This is a genomic window from Flavobacterium sp. WC2509, assembly GCF_052683105.1.
This window is the reverse complement of record NZ_JBQZFG010000001.1, coordinates 3,411,823-3,433,531: the sequence shown is the minus strand read 5'-3', so window position 1 is coordinate 3,433,531 and position 21,709 is coordinate 3,411,823. Positions and strand designations below refer to the sequence as shown.

At 32.1% G+C, this 21,709-nt stretch carries 17 protein-coding genes; 3 read left to right on the top strand and 14 right to left on the bottom strand.

The window, feature by feature from the left end; genetic code table 11:
* Positions 1 to 13 precede the first annotated feature (13 nt).
* The 9 genes from pafA to ACUN3A_RS14320 form a co-directional block, all read right to left on the bottom strand.
* Entirely contained in the window at positions 14 to 1,636 is a 1,623-nt protein-coding gene (pafA, locus tag ACUN3A_RS14360; RefSeq protein WP_445551965.1) for an alkaline phosphatase PafA, read from the bottom strand.
* 226 nt (positions 1,637 to 1,862) lie between these two features.
* Positions 1,863 to 2,276: a hypothetical protein gene (locus ACUN3A_RS14355; RefSeq protein ID WP_445551964.1), complete on the bottom strand. Its 414-nt coding sequence runs from the start codon at positions 2,274 to 2,276 to the stop codon at positions 1,863 to 1,865.
* 35 nt (positions 2,277 to 2,311) lie between these two features.
* Positions 2,312 to 3,256: an NAD(P)H-dependent flavin oxidoreductase gene (locus ACUN3A_RS14350; RefSeq protein WP_445551963.1), complete on the bottom strand. Its 945-nt coding sequence runs from the start codon at positions 3,254 to 3,256 to the stop codon at positions 2,312 to 2,314.
* Positions 3,257 to 3,270: 14 nt separating this feature from the next.
* Positions 3,271 to 4,884 carry a S8 family serine peptidase gene (locus ACUN3A_RS14345; RefSeq protein WP_445551962.1) on the bottom strand — a complete coding sequence of 538 codons (1,614 nt, stop codon included), beginning with the start codon at positions 4,882 to 4,884 and terminating at the stop codon, positions 3,271 to 3,273.
* A gap of 20 nt (positions 4,885 to 4,904) precedes the next feature.
* Positions 4,905 to 6,092, bottom strand: a complete 1,188-nt coding sequence (gene mnmA, locus ACUN3A_RS14340; RefSeq protein ID WP_445551961.1) for a tRNA 2-thiouridine(34) synthase MnmA — start codon at positions 6,090 to 6,092, stop codon at positions 4,905 to 4,907.
* A 247-nt stretch (positions 6,093 to 6,339) separates the two neighbouring features.
* The gene (locus ACUN3A_RS14335; protein WP_445551960.1) at positions 6,340 to 7,056 is read right to left on the bottom strand and encodes a toxin-antitoxin system YwqK family antitoxin; all 717 of its coding nucleotides are present in this window, start codon (positions 7,054 to 7,056) and stop codon (positions 6,340 to 6,342) included.
* 178 nt (positions 7,057 to 7,234) lie between these two features.
* On the bottom strand, positions 7,235 to 9,133 hold the full coding sequence (yidC, locus tag ACUN3A_RS14330; RefSeq protein WP_445551959.1) for a membrane protein insertase YidC: 1,899 nt from the start codon (positions 9,131 to 9,133) through the stop codon (positions 7,235 to 7,237).
* Between the two features lie 130 nt (positions 9,134 to 9,263).
* The gene (locus tag ACUN3A_RS14325) at positions 9,264 to 10,877 is read right to left on the bottom strand and encodes a CTP synthase (protein WP_445551958.1); all 1,614 of its coding nucleotides are present in this window, start codon (positions 10,875 to 10,877) and stop codon (positions 9,264 to 9,266) included.
* A gap of 224 nt (positions 10,878 to 11,101) precedes the next feature.
* Positions 11,102 to 11,332, bottom strand: coding sequence for a DUF3820 family protein (locus ACUN3A_RS14320; protein WP_077377026.1), 231 nt, complete (start codon positions 11,330 to 11,332; stop codon positions 11,102 to 11,104).
* Positions 11,333 to 11,511: 179 nt separating this feature from the next.
* On the opposite strand from ACUN3A_RS14320, the gene ACUN3A_RS14315 reads away from it, so the two are divergent.
* Positions 11,512 to 12,462, top strand: coding sequence for a WG repeat-containing protein (locus tag ACUN3A_RS14315; protein ID WP_445551957.1), 951 nt, complete (start codon positions 11,512 to 11,514; stop codon positions 12,460 to 12,462).
* A 227-nt stretch (positions 12,463 to 12,689) separates the two neighbouring features.
* Here ACUN3A_RS14315 and ACUN3A_RS14310 read toward each other — a convergent pair whose 3' ends face one another.
* The 5 genes from ACUN3A_RS14310 to ACUN3A_RS14290 all read right to left on the bottom strand — a co-directional run bounded on the left by ACUN3A_RS14310 (position 12,690) and on the right by ACUN3A_RS14290 (position 19,540).
* On the bottom strand, positions 12,690 to 13,091 hold the full coding sequence (locus ACUN3A_RS14310) for an OsmC family protein (RefSeq protein ID WP_445551956.1): 402 nt from the start codon (positions 13,089 to 13,091) through the stop codon (positions 12,690 to 12,692).
* 89 nt (positions 13,092 to 13,180) lie between these two features.
* The gene (locus tag ACUN3A_RS14305) at positions 13,181 to 15,163 is read right to left on the bottom strand and encodes a LysM peptidoglycan-binding domain-containing protein (RefSeq protein ID WP_445551955.1); all 1,983 of its coding nucleotides are present in this window, start codon (positions 15,161 to 15,163) and stop codon (positions 13,181 to 13,183) included.
* Between the two features lie 78 nt (positions 15,164 to 15,241).
* A complete protein-coding gene (locus tag ACUN3A_RS14300; protein ID WP_445551954.1) occupies positions 15,242 to 17,125 on the bottom strand; it encodes a LysM peptidoglycan-binding domain-containing protein in 1,884 nt (627 codons plus the stop codon).
* 60 nt (positions 17,126 to 17,185) lie between these two features.
* Complete coding sequence (gene guaA, locus ACUN3A_RS14295; RefSeq protein WP_445551953.1) at positions 17,186 to 18,715, bottom strand: glutamine-hydrolyzing GMP synthase; 1,530 nt, start codon at positions 18,713 to 18,715, stop codon at positions 17,186 to 17,188.
* A 144-nt stretch (positions 18,716 to 18,859) separates the two neighbouring features.
* Complete coding sequence (locus ACUN3A_RS14290; RefSeq protein ID WP_445551952.1) at positions 18,860 to 19,540, bottom strand: hypothetical protein; 681 nt, start codon at positions 19,538 to 19,540, stop codon at positions 18,860 to 18,862.
* A 418-nt stretch (positions 19,541 to 19,958) separates the two neighbouring features.
* Between ACUN3A_RS14290 and ACUN3A_RS14285 the strand changes: the two genes are divergently transcribed.
* On the top strand, positions 19,959 to 20,345 hold the full coding sequence (locus ACUN3A_RS14285; RefSeq protein ID WP_100431600.1) for a RidA family protein: 387 nt from the start codon (positions 19,959 to 19,961) through the stop codon (positions 20,343 to 20,345).
* A 66-nt stretch (positions 20,346 to 20,411) separates the two neighbouring features.
* A complete protein-coding gene (locus ACUN3A_RS14280; protein ID WP_445551951.1) occupies positions 20,412 to 21,668 on the top strand; it encodes a voltage-gated chloride channel family protein in 1,257 nt (418 codons plus the stop codon).
* Positions 21,669 to 21,709 lie beyond the last annotated feature (41 nt).

Below are 21,709 nucleotides of genomic sequence, written 5' to 3'. Positions count from 1 at the left end.
ACTGTAAAAACGATTATTTTTTAATGAACAAATCTTCTAAAACTTCACCTTCCGAACCGTTTGGAGTAGTGATTTTTAACATTTTAGAAACTGTCGGAGCGATTTCTGTAATATACTCTTTTTTATTTGATTCTCCTTTTGGAACGTGCCAACCATAAAAAAGCAACGGTACATTAGTATCATAACTATTAGGAGTTCCATGAGTAGTTCCTGTTCCAAATCCATAGCTTTCCAAATAGCCCGGTCCTTCAAGAATAACAAGATCACCACTTTGTTTTGGATCGTATCCTTTGAAAATAAAATTCAAATAATAATCTTGGGCAGCACCAGCCAAAATATCTTCTTGCGTGTATATTCTTTTTACATATGGCTGTTCCATTAAAAAGTCTTTGAAAACTTGTTTCACTTTGACCAATTCCAAACCTTTTTGTTTGATAGCTGCTTTATCTAAGAAAACATTAAAATTAGAATAATTCAAAATTAAATTTGCCCCAAAAGTATCAGTTGAAAATTTACTCAAAGAAGCAGAAATATCTTTGGAAGGAATGTTATCTACATTTAATTTACGATCTTTCAAATAAATTGCATTTTCAGCAACAGCATGGTCTGCTGTCAAGAAAAGCAAGTAATTATCCTTTCCAACTTTAGAATCTAAATAGTCCAAAAATGCAGCAATAGTAAGATCCAAACGCAAATAAGTATCTTGAATCTCCATAGATCTAGGACCAAAAGTATGCCCTACATAATCAGTTGAAGAAAAACTTACAGCAAGAAAATCAGTAATATTATCTTTCCCTAATTCTTCTTTATCTACAGCTCTCATGGCTAATTCAGCCAAATAATCATTTCCAAATGGAGTCGTTTTCAAAACTTCCATTCCACTTTCTTTATAAATTTTACTCAAATTATAAGGAAACACAGGTGGCAAAGATTTGTCTAATCTTCCTTCATAAGGATTATCATCAGGTAAACTTTCGTTATAAGTTTCAATTGGTCTCAATAAACTCCACCCTTTATCAATATATTTCATATAATTCTTTTCAGAATTAAATTGAGTAACCCAATCCGGCATTTTATCACCATAAAAACTACTTGAAATAAACGCTCCTGATTTAGTACTCCAAAAAGCCCAATTCGCAAAATGACCTGCTGGCAAAATAGCGCCACGATCCTTAATACTCAAACCAATTACTTTGCCTTTAAAATTTGTAGCCATTCTCAATTCGTCTGTAATTGTAGTGGTCAAAAGGTTTTTAGGAGACATTGCTCCTTCTTTTTCAGTCCCTTCAACTAGCGTTTTAACACTAGCATCATCTGTACAATACATCGTTTTACCAATGGAACGGATATACCAATCATTTCCTATAATTCCATGAGTAGCAGGAGTCGTACCTGTGTAGATAGAAGCATGCCCAGGAGCCGTAAATGTGGGCATATAGTTATAATTCATGTTATAAAAAGTAAACCCTTCACCCATCAGTCTCTTAAAACCGTTGGCTGAAAAATCATCAGAAAACCGGTACAAATACTCCATTCTCATTTGATCAACAACAATACCAACAACCAATTTTGGTCGTTGCTGTGCTTGACTTTGAATCGCAAAAACACAAACTAAAAACAAAATAATTTTTCTCATAATATATTTAAATGGTGAACAAAAATACTTTTTATCTTCTAAAAAAGAGATAAATAGTAAATATTAAAACAACAAATTTACGTTACCGCTATTACTGCGGGTTTGGGGCTGAATTAAACTCTATTTTTGGATTTAAAAAAACATTTAGAAGACAAATTCATGAATAACAACCAATTATCATCACATGCTAAAAGTCTCTACGAGAGAGCTAAATAAACAATCTCTTTTACAGAAGACTCACAATATTATATGCCAATACTCGATTACTATATTTGACATATAACTGTTTTCTGTTTTGTTGATTTTTTCTGGTTATGAATGAAAGAGTACAATCTTCACCGCTATTGTCTTTACAAACAAAAGAATAAACAATATCAGTAGCATTTTCTTCATCAGGGAGGTATTCTATGATTTCAAATGCCTGAATGGCTTCCGAGTAAATTGTAATTCTATTTTTTTTTGTATCCAAATTGATTACAATGCTTACTGGCTTTAGTTCACTCCACTCTCCAAATTTGCCTTTTTCTCCTTTTGCAGCAACACTCAGTCCAGTAGTTTTAAATTTATATACCTGGCTGAATCCTTGACTTAATCCAAAAAAAAGAAACAACAACAAAAACGATTTTTTTAATTTATTCATTATCTAAAATTTTGTAAGAAACAAATATAATAATTTTAAAAGCCAAACAAAGCTACTTCCTGTTTTGCTTGTTCAAATTCGGAAATCATGCTCTCAATTATTTTTTTTGCAGGTAAAACTTCTTTAATTAGTCCTGCAATTTGTCCAATTTCTAACTCCCCTTCTTCTAAGTCACCTTCAAATATACCGCGTTTTGCTCTTGCTCTCCCTAATAAAGTTACTAATTCTTCTTTGCTTGGACATTTTTCATACAATTGCTGTACGTCCTGGTAAAATTTATTTTTGATTAAACGAACAGGCGCCAATTCTTTTAAAGTCAATTGAGTTCCACCTTCTGGAAGTTCAATAATCGCTTGTTTAAAGTTTTCATGAGAAGACGATTCTGTCGAAGCTGCAAATCGGCTTCCAACTTGTACACCATCAGCTCCAAGAACCATTGCTGCCAACATTCCTCGTCCCGTAGCAATTCCACCAGCAGCTATTAACGGAATTGATATTTTATCTTTAACCATAGGAATCAAAGTAAATGTCGTAGTTTCCTCTCTACCATTATGCCCACCAGCTTCAAAGCCTTCTGCAACAATCGCATCAACTCCTGCTTCTTGCGCTTTTAACGCAAAAACTGAACTGCTAACTACATGCACAACCATTATCCCTTTCTCTTTCAAAAAAGATGTCCACGTTTTTGGATTTCCTGCTGATGTAAAAACTATTTTAACCCCTTCTTCAACAATAATTTTCATTATCTCTTCGATATTGGGATATAACAATGGAACATTTACCCCAAAAGGTTGTGACGTTGCTTTTTTACATTTTTGAATGTGTTCTCTCAATATTTCTGGGTACATAGAACCAGCACCTATTAATCCTAATCCTCCTGAATTACTCACGGCACTAGCCAATTTATAACCACTATTCCAAACCATTCCACCTTGTATGATTGGATATTTAATATTGAAAAGACTGGTGATTTTATTCATAAATAAAAAGACGATTATTGTTTGATTAGTTTTCCAGAGATTACTTTACCATTACAATCAATTTCATAAACATAAACCCCAGCTTGTAATGTTTTTAATGAAACCGAAGGCATTGCTCTGTTAATAGTTTTTTCGAATACCTTTTGACCAACTAAAGAATAAACCCGAAATAGACCAGTATCAAAATTATCCGAAAAAGAAACGATACTTATATCGCTGGTAGGATTTGGATATAAAAAAACACTCTTTTTACAAATATCATTTACATCTAACCCATTTGACAAACCCAAACTAAAATCAGGAATTCCATATCCATATTGATTATTTGGTGTGTTATATTTATCAGCCGATTTTATAATTAAATCTTTAATTTCCTGATTGGTTTTATTAGGGAAAGCTTGCCATAAACAAGCCACTAAACCGGCGGTTATTGGACCAGAGAAAGAAGTACCATTTGCTGTAACAATTGTTCCTGAAGGATCCGATAAAACAACTGACTGTCCTTGCGCCATAACATCTGGCTTTATTCTTCCATCAAATGAAGGTCCAATAGAACTAAAACTCGTTATTGTTTTCGATGTATTAACTGCACCCACTGTAAGTACCGAAACTCCATCTGCAGGCGCTCCAACATGAGGATTTGAAGTTGCTCCTTCATTCCCCGCAGAAACAACAACCATCATTCCTCTAGAAAAAGCGATTTCGGCTCCTCTCGTTATATAAGCTGTTTTACCATCCATCTCTGAATAAGTGTGGCTATAACTTGCTTTATCCATCTCAAAATAGCCTAAAGAGGTATTTATAACATCTACTCCCAAACTATCTGCTTTTTCAGCCGCTTCAACCCAATACGATTCCTCTACAGGATTTTCGCTCGAATCATCTTCTGTTCTAAATAAATAATAAGAAGCATCGGGTGCGGTTCCTACAAGGGAATTTTCTTTATAACCTCCCATACTTGAAAGCACCATAGTGCCATGAGAATCTCCTGTATAAAAATTAGCATTTCGATTTACAAAATCATAACCACCCGAAATTTGGGAATTATCTCTTAATCTTTGAAAGGGTTGAGCTGTATTCACTCCAGGAAAACCAGCATCCATAACAGCAATTATTTTTCCTGAGCCTGTATAATTTTGTTGGTGCAAAATATCACCATGAAGCATTTGTATTTGGTTTGCCGAACTACCATAAGTAAAATTTACTTGAGTTTCCAAAACCTTAACTATCGATTTTGTTTTAGAAGCACTGGCTATCTTTGAAGTCGAATTGAGCGCTTTATTTGCAAAATCAACTTTATCGACTATGTTTAAAGATTTCAACGAATTAATAACAGCTTCCGTACCTCTAATATGCAAAGCATTCAACCATTTAGATTGCGCCATAACGGTAATACCTGAGACTGCTTTTATTTGATTAATATTGCTTTTATCAATAGGAATGTCTTTAGAATCTAAAGGAATACTTTGTCTTATCCTTCTATCCAAAGCCCTTTGAGAAAGCATTAGCAAAGGGGTGTCAAAATAAGATTGAGAATTATTTTTTGTCTTAAAATAAACCCAAGCGTCTTCTTGAGCAAAGCCCGAAAAACAAGAAAAAAACAAAATAAAAAATACAATTTTCTTCATGTTTGACAACTATTTTAAATTTATGAAATAACTCCTGAACCGATTAATTCATCACCAATATACCAAGCGGCAAATTGTCCTTCTGTAATAGCAGATTGTGGCTCTTCAAATGAAATATACATTCCGCTTTCAAATTGATGCAAAGTAGCTCGTTGCAAAGGTTGTCTGTATCGAATTCTTGCCATCACTTCCATTGTTTCTCCTTCAGCCAAAGCTAAATCTTTACGAATCCAATGTACTTCAGTTTTATCAATAAACAAAGCTTTCTTAAATAATCCTGGATGCATACTCGATAAACCAGTATAAATAGTATTGGTATTTACATCGGTCGCAATCACAAATAAGGGATCTGTAGTTCCTCCTACGTTCAAACCTTTTCTTTGACCAACGGTAAAATAATGCGCCCCTTGATGTTTCCCCATTACTTTCCCCATAGTAGGGGTATAAGGTAATTTTCTAGAGGCAAAAGACAATTTATCTTCAATAGATAATTCGCCATCAATATCATTAGAATATACTGAGTCATTTTTATCAATTTGAATAATCGTTCCTTCTTTAGGCTGCAATTTTTGTTGCAAAAACTCAGGTAAACGCACTTTCCCAATAAAACATAATCCTTGTGAATCTTTCTTTTCGGCGGTAACCAATTCCATTTGAGCTGCAATTTCACGAACTTCAGGCTTAGTTAATTCACCAATTGGGAATAAGGATTTAGACAACTGTTCTTGAGACAATTGACATAAAAAATAAGATTGATCTTTATTGTTGTCAACTCCAGCGAGAAGTTGATATACTTTTTCTCCATTAAATTCAACTTCACCTTTTCGGCAATAATGTCCTGTTGCTACATAATCAGCTCCAAGACTTAAAGCGATTTTCATAAAAACGTCAAATTTTATTTCACGATTACAAAGTACGTCTGGGTTTGGGGTTCTTCCCTTTTCGTATTCGTTGAACATATAATCAACGATTTTCTCTTTATATTGTTCGCTCAAATCAACCGTTTGAAAAGGAATCCCTAGCTTTTCGGCAACTAACAAAGCATCATTATTATCTTCCAGCCAAGGACATTCATTAGAAATTGTCACTGAATCATCGTGCCAATTTTTCATAAAAAGACCTATTACTTCATATCCTTGTTGTTGCAATAAATATGCTGCAACACTCGAATCAACACCACCTGAAAGACCTACAACTACACGTTTCATATACTGACTTATATTATTTCCCTAATACAAATTAGGAACAATTCGCAGAATCTAATTGGTATTTTTAACCAAATTAAAGATTATGCTCCTTACATTTTAAAAAATTTAATTCTTGAAATTTTAATCACTTGCAAAAGTACAAATAATAACTAGAGATACATCAACATTGGGATTGATGAAAACAATGCTACAATAATCGAAGTCAATACTTTTGATTCTTAGTTTTACCCAAAAAAGAATAACAAAACTATTCGGTTTTAACTTTATCTCTTTTAAGTTGTGGCTTTTTCGGTTTGTTCATATCTTCTTCACTAGTCAATTTTCCATTGATGAAAAATTGCCATTTACCTACTTTCTTACCGTTTTTAAACATTCCTTTCGCAATAACAAGATCATTTGGATCTTTATAAACCGCTTCACCTTCATATTCACCATTTTTAAAAAAACTACTTTCTAAAACAATACCCGTTTCTGAATACTTTTTATAAACACCTTCTTTTAAACCTTTTTTATAAATTGTTTCATCAACAATTTTGCCACTTGGATAATAAACAGTTCTAGTTCCTTCTAATTTTCCGTTTTTATAATTTTCTAAAGTCATAATTGCTTTTGAAGCTTTGTGGTAATACTTCCAAGGTCCTTCACGCAATTTATTAACCTCTTTTCCCTCACTCACTACATTTTTCTTTTGGTCATAAAAAATAGTATAGCAAGAATTATCATTTGGACTAAATGTTCTTGTTGCTATAATAGTTTGTGCCTTCGTATCATCAAAAAAGTTAAAAACACCAACTTCTTTTCCATGTTCAAAAGTACCTTCGTATCTAGGTCTACCAGATGTTTCATATACCCCTTTCCATACACCATGTTTTTTCCCTTTGTCATCTACAGGGTTATTATCCGTTTGAGAAAAAACGATTTGGCAACACAAAAAAAGAACTAAAAATCTAAAAATAGAAAACATATATTTATAATTTAATTATCTAAAACCAATACCAATATAACTTCAAAAAATCACGAATAGTATGACTTTCAAGTTATTTCACAAAAGTACAAAACCTGATACTTTTAAATTAACACACTCTTTATTAAAACAAAAAAGCTCCTATTTTATTAGGAGCTTTTGCAATATGTATTAAATATTATTTCTTTTTATCTCTTGCTTTTTGAGCTTCGGCTTGTTCCATAGCGTCTTGCAAACGTTGTTGAAATTTACCTGGTTTTTTTGGCTCTTTCGCTTTATTCTCTTGAATTTGCGCATGTATTTTATCAGAATCTACAATGTAGTTTTTGATAACAAACATAATTCCGATAGTAATTAAATTCGAAATAAAGTTATACAAACTCAATCCAGCACCATAACTATTGAAGAAAATCAACATCATGATTGGTGAAATATAAATCATGTATTTCATCATTTTAGCCATATCTGGCATTCCTTCTTGTTGGGGAGCTGCCATTTGCTGATCGCCAGAAGTCATTTTCATATAAAAGAAAATTGCAATGGCTGCCAAAATTGGAAACAAACTAATATGATCACCATACAATGGAATATGGAAAGGCAATTTATAAACCGAGTCAAATGAAGATAAATCATCTGCCCAAAGGAAACTTTTTTGTCTCAACTCAAAAGCTGATGGAAAAAACTGAAACGAAGCATACATAAATGGCAACTGAATCAAAGCAGGAATACAACCAGCCATAGGATTTACACCTGCTTTATTGTATAACTTCATCGTTTCCTGTTGTTTCTTCATTGGGTCTTTTTTGTATTTTTCTCCCAACTCAGTAATATCAGGTCTTAATACTTTCATCTTAGCCTGAGACAGAAATGACTTATAAGTAATTGGTGACATAGCCAATTTAATCATAATGGTAAAGATAATAATGGCAATTCCATAAGCAATATAAGAACTTAAGAAACCGAATAAAGGAATAAAAATCCACTTATTGATCCATCCAAAAATACCCCAACCTAATGGAATAATTTTCTCTAAATTTTCATCATATCCTTTTAAAGTTTTATAATCTGAAGGTCCAAAATACCAACTCATTTTATAATCTACTTCACCATTTGTGAAAGCCAAAGGCATATTAGCATTAAATTGTTTAACAAAAATAGTATCAACCTTTTCATCGACAGCTAATTTATTTGATTTAAGAACCGCTTTTTCAAAAGGAGTATCTGTCAATAAAATCGTAGAGAAGAAATGCTGTTTGTAGGCTACAAATTTAACTTTATCAATAGATTCTTCTTTATTGGCCCCATCACTAACATTACTAAACTTCTCATCACCATATTCGTAATTCAAAAGAGTGTAGCGATTTTCATAAGAGATACTTTTCTCTGTTCTAAACGTTTTCATGTTCCACTGCAAATCCATTGGTTTTGCTGTATTCAAAACTTTATTAAGACCTTGAGAACGGATATCAAAACCAACCATATAGTCGTTTGGTTTTAAAATGTATTTGTATTCTAAAAATTCATTGGCACCAGCTTTCAATTTCATCGAAAGAATTTGATCAGCACCAACTTTAGATAATGTAGGTTCAAAATACAAGTTTTTTGTATTTAAAATTCTACTGTCATTTGTTTGTAACTGAATATTCAAATCGGCGTTATTATCTTTTATTAAAGAAACTAACTGACCAGATTTTTTTTCAAATTTTTCGAAATTTTTTAAAGTAGCTTCAACAATATAACCTCCTTTGTTAGCAATTTTTAATACTACATAATCATTTTCGATTGTTGTAATATCATTTTTAGCAGAAGGTAAAGTCGCTGAATAAGCAAATCCTCCTAATGTTTTTTGCAATTGTGCTAATTGTGTAGAATCTCCTGCAACAATAGCTGTTGGAGTCACAATTTGTTTTGCAGCTGCATCTTTAGCAGCAGCTTGTTTTGCAACCAATTCTTTTTTAGCCTTTTCTGCAGCAATTTGCGCCTCCGAAGGTTTGTTTTGGTACATCATCCAAAAGAATATACCAACGATTAATAACATACCTATAATCGAGTTAAGGTCTAATTTTTTTTCTTCCATTTTATTTATTGTTGTTTTTCATCTTCTCAATTTCATTCAAATAAATCAAGAACTGACTTTGTTAGTCATCCATTCACATTCAATGTTACAATATGGATGATTATCTTTTAAAAAATAAATTATATAAAACTTACTTCTTTTTTCCTTTTACTGCTGCTGCAACAAAACTTACAAAAATTGGATGCGGATTTGCTACTGTACTTTTATATTCAGGGTGGTATTGCACACCTATAAAGAAAGGATGATTTTCTAATTCAACAACCTCTACAAGACCAGTATCAGGATTTACACCTGAAGCAATTAATCCTGCTTTTTGCAATTGATCAACATATTGACTGTTGTATTCGTAGCGGTGACGGTGACGTTCTGAAATAGATGTCTTACCGTAAATTTTATTAGCTAATGAATCTGGTGTAAGCTCACATTTCCATGCTCCAAGACGCATTGTTCCACCTTTATCTGTTACTGTTTTTTGATCTTCCATCAAATTGACAACAGGATTTTTGGTTTTATCATTCATCTCAGTAGAATTAGCATCTGCTAAACCTAAAACATTTCTAGAATATTCAATAATCGCCATTTGCATTCCCAAACAAATTCCGAAAAATGGAACATTGTTTTCACGAGCATAACGAATAGTTTCAATTTTTCCTTCAATTCCTCTTTCTCCAAAACCTGGAGCAACAAGAATAGCATCTAAACCTGATAATTTCTCTGTAATATTTTCTGAATCGATAAATTCAGAATGTATTGAAATAACATTTACTTTAGTCTCATTAGCAGCACCTGCATGGATAAAAGCTTCTAATATCGATTTGTAACAGTCTTGCATTTCTACATATTTCCCAACCAAACCAATATTTACGGTATGTTTAGGAAATTTCAATCTACGTAAAAATGTATTCCAGTTTTTTAAATCTGGAGCTGCTTTTTTAGGTAAATCTAATTTTTTCAAAGCGACAACATCTAGTCCTTCTTCCAACATTAAATTTGGAACTTCATAAATAGTCGATGCATCAATAGATTGAATAACTGCTTCTCTTTTTACATTACAAAACAAAGCCAATTTATTACGAATTTCATCCGAAATCTCATGCTCTGTTCTACAAACCAAAATATCAGCTTTGATACCGCTTTCCATCAAAGTTTTAACAGAATGCTGTGTTGGTTTTGTTTTTAATTCTCCTGCTGCAGCCAAATATGGTACTAAAGTTAAATGAATAACGATTGCATTATTTTCGCCTAAATCCCATACTAATTGACGAACAGACTCTATATAAGGTAATGATTCAATATCCCCAACAGTACCACCAATTTCAGTAATAACAATGTCAAAATCACCTGATTCCCCAAGCAATTTCATTCTATCTTTAATTTCATTAGTAATATGAGGTACAACTTGAACTGTTTTTCCAAGAAATTCTCCTCTACGTTCTTTTTCTATTACCGAAAGATAAATTCTACCAGTAGTTACATTGTTCGCTTGAGAAGTAGGTACATTTAGGAAACGCTCGTAGTGTCCTAAATCCAAATCAGTTTCTGCACCATCATCTGTTACATAACATTCTCCATGTTCATAAGGATTTAATGTTCCTGGGTCAACATTTAAATAGGGATCAAACTTTTGAATAGTTGTTCTATACCCTCTTGCTTGTAACAATTTTGCCAAAGATGCTGCTATAATTCCTTTTCCTAAAGAAGAAGTCACACCACCTGTAACAAAAATATATTTCGTTTGATTCATTCTGTTGTTGTTTGTATTGTAGTTATGTAAAAAACGTGGCAAAAGTACAAATTTAATTAGACAATTAGCTAATTAGAAAATTAGAAAATGAATCAATTTGATAATTTAGGAAATAGATAAGTGATAATTAGAAAACAATGAATTAAATTCATTTTAAACCAATATATTATAATTATCTCTCTAAAGATTATCTAATTTTCTAATTCCCCCGCTAACTAATTATCTTAAGGTTTTGGGTACTTCTTTTTTATGTTTCGAATTAATTCTTCGAGTCCGTTAAGTTTTAACTCATAAATTAATTTCAATTGTTCTCCGAGCTCTCCTTTTGGAAAACCTTTATTACTATACCACACAATGTAATACTCTGGAATATCAATAAGGAACCAACCTTCGTATTTACCAAAGGGCATTTTCGTATGGGCTAGTTTTATGAGTTGTTTTTGGTTTTGATCCATTTTAAAAAAGAAAAAAATGTACTTTGTTTTGCTGCAAGGTACATTTTTAGTTGAATGATATACAATACAAATTTATTTTTTTGGAGCAGAAATTTTAGTTTTTACAGAAATTTCAGATATGGCTTGACAATAAAAATTATATATTTACAAACTAATTTTAACATTAAACATCTTAATAAATGAACAAAATAATAGTAGCATTAGCATTATGTATAACCGTTGTAACAGGACATTCTCAAACCTTAAAGCTTTATATGAATCAGGATACTGATAAATTTGGTTTCAAAGATGATAATGGAAAAACAATTATTTCGGCAAAATACAATTATGCTGGTGAATTTAAAGAAGGTCTCGCAGCAGTCGAACTGAATTCTAAATGTGGTTTTATAGATGCTACTGGAAAAGAAGTCATCCCACTACAATATGACGAAACATATAACTTTAAAAATGGAAGAGCAAGTGTTAGGCTTAATGGAAAATGGGGATTTATAGACAGTCATGGAAAAGTTATTATTCCACTAGAATATGATTCTGTAAATGAATTTTCCGAAGAACTTGCACCAGTTAAGAAAAAAAATAAATGGGGCTTTATAGATATATCTGGAAAAGTTATTATTCCGTTGAAATACGATCAAGTATCTAATTTTTCTGAAAAACTTGCGGCAGTTAAGTTAAATAAAAAATGGGGTTTTATAAATTATGAGAATAAACTAATCATTCCGATGGAATATGATCGTGTAGATAGTTTTTACGAAGGACTTTCATCATTTAAGTTGAATGGGAAATATGGTTTTATAGATAAATCGGGAAATGTAACTGCACCTCCAAAATATGATGAAGTAGACAGATATTTCGAAGGTCTCGCAGAAGTTAAGCTGAATCATAAAAAGGGATTTATAGACCATTTAGGAAAAGAAATTACTCAATTTAAATATGATCAGGTAAGCTCTTTTTCAGAAGGACTTATAGCTGTTAAGCTAAACAGTAAATGGGGGTTTCTAGATAAGTCAGGAATAGTAGTTATACCTATGATTTATGAGAATGCAACTAGCTTTAATAAAGGAACCGCAAAGGTTCAATTGAATGGCAACTATTTTTCTATAGACAAAACTGGTAAAAAGAAAAAATAGTACTAATTAGCTTGAAAAAATCGTTTGGTATTCATTTAATAAATAAGATTTTTAAATATAGAACCTATTTTAAAATTACAAATAAGAACTACTGTGCAAGATTTCCCTACAAGGTATTTTGAGATATGCACTAATTTTATAAGTTTGTTTTGATCTATTCTAAAAACAAAAAAGAAGCTCGAATAAAGAGCTTCTTTTAATTAAAATTATTAATCGCAATAAATATTTTATTTCCAAATAAAACTAATATCTTTTTCAATTTCAGTATTCAAACTCAAGAAAACAGGACAAGTTCTAGCTGCTCTTTCTAAAATAATTTTATCTTTTGTTTCTGTTACACCTTGCATTTCAAAAATAATTTCGATAGCACCAATACGTCTTGGTTCAGCATTCATGGTTTTAGTCACTGCAGCAGTTGAACCATTAAAATCAATATTCAAATCTCTTGCTTTTATCCCCATTATAGTCATCATACAGCTTGCCAAAGCATTAGCCACTGTATCTGTTGGAGAAAAAGCTTCGCCTTTTCCGTTATTATCAACTGGAGCATCAGATATTATTTCGCTTCCTGATTGTATATGTATGGAGGAAGTTCTTAAATCTCCTAAATAAGTTACTTTTGAAGTCATTTTTTATTATTTTTAATTATCTTTTATCAGGTCATCTGTTAGTAGTTTTCTGAAACCGACAACCAACAACAGACAACCTACAACTTTTTTTACTTTGCTTCTTTTACAGTCAGATCAGTATCATAATACAAGATATAAAGACCTTTATTAATATAACCGCCTTCTTCTTTTTTATGATATTCAAATTTATTTTCTACTTGTTCTGTTATCATTGTTTCAGCAGTTTCCTGATAAGTTTTATCTTGAGACAAACGCATCATAGTATCAAACGTAATATCGAAACCACGAATAGCAAACGTACTTGGATTTACTTTATTCTTTTTTCTATAACTCTGCATGAATAATTGTGCTTCGGGTGAATTATTTTCACGAGTTGCCGATGGATACATCAAATGCAACTTAGTTAAATTTTCGAATCTAACCTCATCGGTATCCAAAGTTTCATTCGGTTCCAAAACAACTAATTGTACCTGATAAGAAGCCATTACACTAATCATCGTATTTATAGTATACTTAACCATGGCAGTATTGGTTGTTTCCAAAATGATATAATTCATTTTATCTTTTACCAATAATGCTTTAAAACTTTCTACATTTAAACCTCCAGTTTCAGTCAAGGGAGCAATTTTGACAGCCTTTTGATTCTCTAAAATATATTTCTTTATAGTTTCTTTTTTCTTGTCAATAACCGCTATTATGTTTCCTTGCTTTGCATTTAAAAAATCAAACATAGCTGTTTTTAAATCAGAATTAGGAACAATCGATTGGTATAAATTTGGAGTGGGATTCCCCGCATCTTTTGACAATGGAGAAATCACCGGTACATTATTTTGACCCAATATTGAAGCTGTTTTTTCAACGTTCGCTTGATAAAATGGCCCAACCACAGCATCCGCATTAGCAAGATCACTATCATTAAAAATAGTCGTTACATTCGAAGTTGTTTTAGTTTCATTCGAATCAAAAACTTTAACATCCATTGTAATTCCCATTTGCTTAGCAGAATCAATTGCCATTAAAGCACCCGAATAAAAATCTAAAGTCATATTTAGAAATTTATCATTATTCAATCGATTAACATTTGAAGTAAGTGTATCTCCTCCGTTTTTGGCAACATTAAAAGGTAATAACAACACTAAAGTCTTTTTATCATTGCTATTTTTCTTAGCTAAAACAACTTTTTGTTTAGTAGAATTGGCTGCAATTTGATTTGATTTTGATGGTACTTTTAAAACCATTCCTTCTTGAACACCGCTAGATAAAGCAGAATTCAACTCAATCAATTGTTGTTGTGTTAAACCAAACTGTTTTGACAAGCTATAAAAAGTTTCTTTGGCCTTTACAGTGTACTCGATATAACTTACAGGTTCTACATGCGGTACAGCAGATTTTACCGGAGTTACTTTTGTTTCCGGAACAGTACTTTTTGGTGCAACTTTTGGTCTGCTTCCTTTTATCAATAACTCATATCCTATTGTCAAGTTAGAGACAATCTCAGGATTTTTTTGTTCTAATTCCCCAACTGTTATACCATATTGTTTTGCGATAGAAAACTTTGTTTCTTTTGGCAATACGGTATGATATACCACTACATTCTTAGCTACAACAGTTGGTTTTGGGCCATTCTTAGAAGGAATATTCAAAATTTGTCCTACTTGTAAACCATTTTTTTCAAGATCTGGATTAGCTTTTTTCAAATCTTGATCCGTTACATCGTATTTTTTTTCAATTGCAAATAATGTTTCTTTCGGAAGAACTTGATGTGTTTTTGGAAGTTGTTTTGTTACGGTCGTAGTTTTTGTATCGGGTGTAGTTTTTGCAGCGATCGCAGTGCTTTTCCCTTTACTTTTTGGAATCAACAAAACACTACTTGGCTTTAATCCACTTTGTGCATCTGGATTAAGTTTATAAATATCATAAGGAGTAATATTAAATTTTTGAGCAATTTGAGCTACTGTTTCTCCTTTACCAACAATATACTTATCTATTTTTTCTTGCGCTATAACAGAAGTCAATGAAAACAATACCACGCCAAGTGCTACAAAAAAACAGTTTTTATTAAATAGGGTCATTGTAATTTATTTTTAGTAAAAATACTGTCTTTCGAACAAATATCCTTTCTACAGTTGTTAATTTATTCTTTAATTGATTTATTCAGAAACTACATTTGCGATGTAGATTTTTTCAATAAGTGGTCTCCCTTGTTTTTGAATACATTCATATTGAGCTTCTTCTTTAGTTTCAAACACTTTTGAATACACATAATAAGAAAGCACATTTATATTATAAAAGAAATTACTTTCCAAAGAACCAGAATCTGATAATTTTTTAATGAAAGCATCTCTTTGCTTGGCATCTTGAAAACTTCCTAATACAACATAATAACCTGCTTTCAAATCCTTAACACCTTCCACTTTCTCAATTTTAATGGATTTAACTTTCGTGGGTTGCTTCGCTAATTCTTTATTAATTTTATCTAATGTAAGTGGCTTTACAACTACAGCAGTTTTCGCTTTTACCTGAGCCTCAGATGCTTTATTTTGATAACTTTTATTTTTTAATTTAGCTAAATTATCATCAAAAGCTCTGGCTTGTTTACTATAAAAATCAGCTTTACTAATATGCAGTCTCAACTCAGATTTACTTTCGTTGTTCAAAGAATCTAATTTTGTAATCAGCTTTATATTATTTAAATCACGAACACGTTGTTCCATTTCCATGGTCTTTAATTCGGCAGGAGTCAATTTTGTAGGTTTTGCTTCTACAGGTTTTGTTTTGCTATTATCGCGAATACTTTTCTTGTATTCTTGATTTTCCTCCACAGCAATACGTTCCGCTTTGTCCATTAAACCTGTATATACTTTTCTATTATCAGCCAATTGTTTTTTGAGCTGTTGCGATAATTCATTAGTTTTTTGAATATTTTCATTTGAAATTTTTTGCAAACGAACAGATTCATCAAGATCTACTAATTCTGTTTTTTTTAGTACTGATAAATCTTTACTCATTGTATTTACCAATGAATCTAATTTTACCAAAAGAATTTCCTGTATATTTTTATTGGCTTCTAAAACCAATCTCAATTTTTCAGCAGAACTTTCTTTTGTATTATCAATTTCTTTCAAATCTACCAAAAGACCATTAACCTTAACTACTCTTTGATTGATTTCTTGTTGTAATTCTAATTTATCTTTTAAACTGTTGATTTCTTTTTCCTTCGCTTTAGATTTCTCAACCACCACTTGCTTTTCTGCTAAAGCAAGCATTAACTCTTCATTTTCATTGGTTGGTTTAACCTCTTTAACATTAATTGCTAATTTATTACCTTCAACCAATCCATTTACAATTTCTGGATTTTGAGATTCCAATTGTTCAACTGAAATACCAAATTGTTTGGTTATAGAATACTTAGTTTCCTTTGGTTTTACCACATAAAAGACAGTTTCAGAATTGATAACCCTTACTCTTCCATCTATAGTTTTCTTTTTATTCGGAATAGTAATTTCTTGCCCAATCTGCAATCCATTTTTCAAAAGAGCAGCATTATTTTTATCTAAATCTTCTACAGATACATTATAAAGTCTGGCAATGCTAAATAAAGATTCTTTAGCCTGAACAATATGAGTCTTTTTAGACGAAGTAGTTTCTGTTTTAACTTCTTGTGGAATGACCAATTCCTGACCAACCTGTAATCCATTAGCAAGAACACCAGCATTCGCATTTTGAATAGCATCTGCTTTAACATTATACTTTGTTGCCAATCCAAACAAGGTTTCTTTTGGAGCAACAATATGGGTAATTGAGTTTTGAGTTTGAGGAACTAATTCTGGAACATTCAGCATTTGGTTTTCCGAAATTCCGTTTTGAGCTTCTGGATTCAATTTATAAATTTCAGAAGGTGTAGTTTTGTAATTTTGAGCGATTTGGGTTATATTTTCGCCTTTTAAAACTTTATGGGCTGTTGTAGAATGTTGTCCAAAAGAGAAATTAAAACAAAAAACAACAAGCAAAAAAACGCTAAAAAAATTTTTCATAAGTAGGATTAAAAAAATTAAGTCGTTACAAATGTAACGACTTAATCTTAAAAAATAATACTATTCCCACTCAATTGTTGCAGGTGGTTTTGAGCTAATATCGTAAACTACACGATTCACTCCTTTTACTTTATTAATGATATCATTAGACACTTTCATCAAGAATTCATATGGTAAATGTACCCAGTCAGCAGTCATTCCATCAGTAGATTCTACTGCACGAAGAGCAACCACTTTTTCGTAAGTACGCTCATCGCCCATTACTCCAACGCTGTTCACAGGAAGCAAAATAGCTCCTGCTTGCCAAACTTTATCATACAATCCCCAAGATTTTAATCCGTCGATAAATACTTTATCCACATCTTGTAAAATTTGTACTTTCTCTAAAGTAATATCACCTAAAATACGAATAGACAATCCTGGTCCTGGGAAAGGGTGTCTTCCTAATAATTCTGGATCAATTCCTAAAGTTGCTCCTACTCTACGTACCTCATCTTTAAAAAGCATACGTAAAGGTTCTACAATCTTCAATTTCATATAATCTGGCAAACCACCCACGTTATGGTGTGATTTAATAGTTGCAGACGGTCCTTTTACCGAAACCGATTCGATTACGTCAGGGTATATTGTTCCTTGCGCTAACCAGGTAACGTCTTCAATTTTATGTGACTCATCATCGAAAACTTCGATAAATGCGTTACCAATTGCTTTTCTTTTTAATTCTGGATCAGTAACTCCAGCTAAGGCATCGTAAAAACGTTGAGAAGCATCAACTCCTTTTACGTTTAGTCCCATTCCTTCGTATTGATCTAAAACGCTTTGGAATTCATTTTTACGAAGCAATCCGTTATTAACAAAAATACAATACAGGTTTTTACCAATTGCTTTATGTAATAAAACCGCCGCTACTGTTGAATCCACTCCTCCTGAAAGACCCAAAACAACTTTGTCGTTTCCGATTTTTTGTTTCATTTCAGCCACAATCTCTTCAACGAAAGCACCTGGCGTGAAATTTTGAGGAACTTCAGCAATTTTCACTAAGAAATTCTCTAGCATTTTTGATCCATCTGTAGAATGAAAAACTTCTGGATGGTATTGAATAGCATAAGTAGTTTCACCTTCAATTTTGTAAGCAGCAAATTCTACATCGTGAGTACTTGCTAATTTTACACCATTAGTTGGTAATGCTTTGATACTATCACTGTGGCTCATCCAAACTTGGCTGTTTTCAGAAACGCCTTCAAAGAAAGTCTCGTCTTCTTTAATGTAGGATAAATTAGCTCTTCCGTATTCTCTGGTGTTTGAAGCAGCAACTTCTCCTCCACTAAAATGGGCTAAATATTGCGCTCCGTAACACACAGCAAGCATAGGAAGCTTACCTCTAATTTGTGATAAATCTGGATGTGGTGCATCTTCTCCTCTAACAGAAAAAGGGCTTCCTCCAAGAATTACGGCTTTATAACTTGATAAATCACTCGGAAAATGATTGTAAGGAAAAATTTCGCAGAATATATTTAATTCGCGAACTCTACGCGCAATAAGCTGTGTATATTGCGATCCGAAATCTAAAATAAGTACGTTGTGTTGCATGCGCAAAAATACTTTATATATTCGGAATTGAAAAATTGATTTTTGATTTTTTTTTAAGTTTCTGAATTTCTAAATTTCAAAGTCACTACGCTAAACTAAAATCTTAGTAACTCAGTCTCTTAGTGTCTTAGTAACTTATAAAAACTATTCTTTTACAATAATAATGGAGGCTTTAAAACCAGTGCCCAAATTCCATTCACTGGCAGAAATTAGATTATTTTTATCATCATAAACTTTAAATTCGGCAGTATTCGGTCCTGACTGTCCTTGATTTAATGCTTCAAAATCAATTTTATTAAATCCTTTTACCAGAACTACATCAAAACCTTTAAAATTACTATCCAAATACACTTGAGATTGAATGATAACGCCATTCAAATACACCCGAATTAAATCCCCATCGACATATTGAGCATCTCTATACATTACAGTAGCCGATTTCGCAGTAGAACTATAGGTACCTAAATCTTGATTGCGACGGTACGCTAAACCTTCTTGACGATCTGTCCTTTTATTCAATTTATCTCGCACTTCATCACCTGGATTCATAAACTCATTCTTAGGGATCATTGACATTTCACTTTTGGTTTTCACATCATAATCATCAACAGGATTCGGCGGTGATTTAATGATATTTGGACTCTTGTAAACATTTGGCGTTATAATAACCGGAACATTAGGATCTACTGGCGGAACATACTTCTTCTCTGGTTTGGGTTTGGTATTTGCTGGAGGAATACCTTTGAACTTATTACTAAACTCAATTTGAGCTTGTGAACAAGTTATAAAACCAATTAGAAAAATAAATAAAAGAAAATGCTTCATAGTAAAAAAAGTAGGCTTTTGTCTTCAAACATCAATTCAAAAATAGAAAAACATCAATTAGAAAATCATAAAACAAACATAAATTATTTTTATTTACCTGCTAAAAAATTCTAAATAGTAAAAACAAACCTCTTATAAATACTCAAAAAAACAGTCATTATCTAAACCCCAGATAGAAATAGAAGCCGTTACAATAATAGCAGTCAAGTCCAAAATAGAATCGATTAATAAAGTCGTAGAAATTAAAATAAAATTATTAATTTGTTATAAAAAGCACAATTCAATCACATTAAAGCTTCTGCTTCAAAAGGGACTCTTTTTTTAATTCTAATTTTTATAAATTCGCACTTTAATCGAAATTCATCTATAATTTGAATAACGCATTAAACAACAATCAACAAACTTTAAAAAACAAATAATGAAAAGAGAAAACATCTTAACTGGATCGCCTTGGGAAGACAAAATGGGATATTGTCGCGCAGTTCGTATTGGAAACATCATTGAAGTATCTGGAACTGTTGCTATCGTAGACGGTGAAAAAGTAAAAGCAGATGATGCACATGCTCAAACTTTAAACATTCTTGAAAGAGTAGAAAAAGTGTTAGAAGATCTTAACGTAGGAATGAAAGATGTAATTCGTACTCGAATTTTCACAACTGATGTTTCAACATTTGAAGCGGTTGCAACAGCTCATGCAACTTTCTTTAAAGACATCAAGCCAACTACAGGATTTTATGGTATCAACCAATTGGTAGCTCCAGAATATTTGGTTGAAATTGAATTTACAGCTATTGCTTCAGAATAATTCTAAAAAATACTATAAATTGCAGTGCTTTTGTATAAACATTTAGCTTAAAAAGTATTGCAATTAATGGATTTTCAAAAAATAAAACAACTAATGCTTATCACACTCAAATGGCTTCTCATTTGTTGTTTGATAGGCATTTTTTCTGGATCAGCATCAGCTTTTTTTTTAGTTGCGTTAGAATATGTCACTCAAATTAGAATTCACAATACTTGGCTTATTTGGTTATTACCGTTTGGCGGATTACTCATTGGGTACCTTTATTTCATATCAGACTCCAGAATTGCAAAAGGAAACAATCTCCTTTTAGAAGAATACAACAAACCCGAAAAAAAGATTCCTTTGCTGATGGCTCCTCTAGTGCTGTCGGGTACATTGGTAACGCATCTTTTTGGAGGATCAGCAGGTAGAGAAGGAACAGCGGTACAAATGAGCGGGGCGATTGCTGATGTATGCAGCAGCATTTTTAAAGTAAGCCGATCTAAAAGACGAACATTGATTATTTTAGGAATCAGTGCTGGTTTTGCTTCTGTTTTTGGAACACCGTTAACAGGAGCTATATTTGCTTTAGAAATTGTTATTTTTAGTAAAATCAATTTTAAAAGTAGTATTCTATCTTTTGTAGTAGCATACATCGCTTATTTCACAGTCGAATTTTGGAACGTAAAACACACTCATTATAGCATTCCAACAATACCGGAAATGAATTTCAAAACTTTATTTTGGGTAATTGGGGTGAGCATTCTATTTGGTTTTGCCGCGTTGCTTTTTTCCAGATCTACTCATTTTTGGAGTAAATTATTTTCCAAAAACATCAAATACCCTCCTTTGAGACCCTTTGTTGGTGGAGCTATATTAGCATTGACCTTTTACTTTATGGGTAATTTGAAATTTACAGGACTAGGAGTTCCTGAAATTGTGAATGCTTTTTCAATCCAAAATGCACCTTATGATTTTCTTTTAAAAATACTTTTTACAGGATTTACGCTTGGAGCAGGATTCAAAGGAGGCGAAGTAACTCCGCTCTTTTTTATAGGGGCTACACTAGGAAGCGCATTATCTGTAATTGTTCCTTTGCCAATTGCATTATTGGCTGGAATGGGATTTGTAGCTGTATTTTCGGGAGCAACCCACACTCCTATTGCGTGTACAGTAATGGGAATGGAACTTTTTGGTATAGATTGTGGTATTTACATTGGGATTGCCTGTGTCTTTGCTTATTTCTCATCAGGTTCTATAGGGATTTACCATGCTCAAATTGTAAAAGGTCCGAAGTATATTTTGTATCAAAAGTTTAGAAAAAAAAGACTGAAATTTCTTTAACCACTATTTCTTTATAATTTCTTAAAACTTTTCAACTTTTA